The sequence below is a fragment of the uncultured Fretibacterium sp. genome (assembly GCF_938040765.1).
Taxonomy (GTDB): Bacteria; Synergistota; Synergistia; order Synergistales; family Aminobacteriaceae; genus CAJPSE01.
The window spans coordinates 1-2228 of the sequence record NZ_CALIAA010000153.1 but is presented as its reverse complement, the minus strand read 5'-3'; the positions used below and the strand labels follow the sequence as shown (position 1 = coordinate 2228).

The 2228-nt window shown below is 64.6% G+C and carries 2 protein-coding genes; both read left to right on the top strand.

What is annotated here, in order from left to right; translation table 11 throughout:
* Positions 1-894 (top strand): DNA polymerase (locus tag Q0176_RS05595; protein WP_299300074.1); only part of this gene is annotated, 894 nt, incomplete at its 5' end.
* Positions 895-1008: 114 nt separating this feature from the next.
* Positions 1009-2115, top strand: coding sequence for a SurA N-terminal domain-containing protein (locus Q0176_RS05590; RefSeq protein ID WP_299300072.1), 1107 nt, complete (start codon positions 1009-1011; stop codon positions 2113-2115).
* Positions 2116-2228: the final 113 nt, after the last annotated feature.

The window sequence follows — 2228 nt, the reverse complement described above, 5'->3', positions numbered from 1 at the left end:
CATCGCGAGCTCTCCAAGATGCTCAGCGGCTTCGTCGTTCCCCTGCGGAGATCGGCCGAGCTCGGCGGGGGGATTGTCCACACGACCTTCGAGGCGGCCTTCACCGGTACGGGGCGGCTCAGCAGCCGGGACCCGAACCTCCAGAACCTGCCGGCCTTCGGCCACTGGGCGGAGCGCATCAAGGAGGGGCTGATCCCGGTCGGGGAGGGAAACGTCTTCGTCGCCGCGGACTACTCTCAGGTCGAGCTGCGCGTCCTGGCGCACTTTTCGCAGGAGCCGCGGCTGATCGAGGCCTTCCGCCGGGGGGTGGACATCCACCGGGAGACGGCGTCCTGGGTCTTCGGCGTCGAGCCGGACTTCGTCACCCCCGAGCTGCGCCGCGTGGCGAAGATGGTCAACTTCGGACTCCTCTACGGGATGAGCGCCTTCGGGCTGGCCGAACGGCTGGGCGTCGACCGCGGGGAGGCGGCCGGGATCGTCAGGCGCTACTTCGACGCGCTGCCGGGGGTGGGGCGCTACCTCGAGGAGAGCGCCGCGCAGGCCCGGGCGCTCGGCTATGCCCGGACCCTCGACGGACGGATCCGCCCCGTGGCGGAGGCGGCGGAGGGGGTTCGGGACCGGAACGGGCTGAACCGCATCCTCGTCAACACCCCCATTCAGGGGACGGCCGCGGACATCGCCCGCCGGGCGATGGTCGCGTTCGCCCGACGCTTCGCCGGGGATGGGGCCGTCAGGCTTTTTCTGCAGGTGCACGACTCCCTGGTCTGCGAGTGCCCGGCCGGCCGGGCCGAGGAGGTCGGGGCGGCCCTGTCCGAGGTCATGAAGGGGGCCGGCCGCCTCTCCGTTCCCCTGGAGACGGACCTGAAGGTGGGACGCTCCCTTGCGGAGACATAGGGAAGCGCCGGGGACGGGCCGATATGATAAAATCTGAACTCGTGGCCTCCCTACGTGGGGCGTGCATTTTTATTCTGCTGTGAATCTTGTCGTGAAAGAAGGACGATGGTCGATATGGTGATGCGGAAGCTGCGGACTCAGATGCGTTGGATCATGCTTGCGATTGTGGTGGCCTTTCTGTTCTCGACGTTCCTCATGTACGAGGGGCGGGGGACCCGGAGGGGGCCGCGCCCCTCCTCGAACGGGGCGATGGAGGACTACGAGGTGGCCCAGGTCAACGGAAGGCCTCTGATGCGGTCCGAGCTGGAGCAGCGGCTGAGAAACTATCTGGAGAACTATGGACAGCGCGGAATGGCTTCTCTGGACATGCCGGCACTTTACAAGTCCCTGCTGGATCAATACGTGTTCGAGCTTCAGCTTGCCCAGGAGGTCCGGGATCGGGGGATCCAGGTGACGGATGCCGAGGCGGAGCAGGTGATGAAGGAGTATGCCGACCAGGCGTTTCCGACGCGCGAGGCCTTCTATCAGTCCCTGGAGCGTTCGGGGATCAAGGTCGAGGATTATAAGAAGGGAATCGCCCGGCAGATGGCCAACGAGCAGCTCATGCATGCCGCCGTCGGTGAGGTCGTCGTCAGCGAGGACGAGGCGGTCCACTTCTACGACACCATGAAGGAGTTGTTCTACCGTCAGCCCGAGGGCTTCAAGGTCCATCTGGCCCGCTTCACCGCCAGCGGGGACGCGGAGGCGCTTCGGGAACGCCTGATGGGCGGAGAGAGCTGGGAGGCGGCCGTCTCCGACGACGCCATGGCCTCTAGGGACGTGATCAGCGTTACGGACAAGGCGATATTCCTTTCCGCCGGCGCTTTCGACTCCGGGGCCCTGGCGCCTATGAAATCGCTGGATGTCGGTCAGGTCAGCCCCGTCCTCGAGCTGGCGAGCGGCGACTTTGCCGTAGGGCTCAAAAGCGAGAAGGTCGAGGAGCGGATCACTCCCTACGACGAGGTGAGCGCGGACGTTCGCGTGCTCCTGAAACAGCAGAAGGAACGTCAGAACCTCGAGGCCTTCGAGAGGTCCCTCCGGGATAAGGCCAAGGTCGAGATCTACGACGAGACCCTTTTTGCGGGGACGGCCTCCAAGGACCTTGCCCCTGAGGCTCCCACATCCGGGGACGCCGCACCCGCTGCCACTGAAGAGGTATCGGGGGACAAGACCTCCCAATAGGTGCGGAAAAACTCACCGTTTACGGTCCATGAAAGGACGGGGGAGGGCGGAGCATTTTCGCCCTCCCTTTTTTATGGTAGGTATTTTATCTTGATATTGATATAATGTATTGA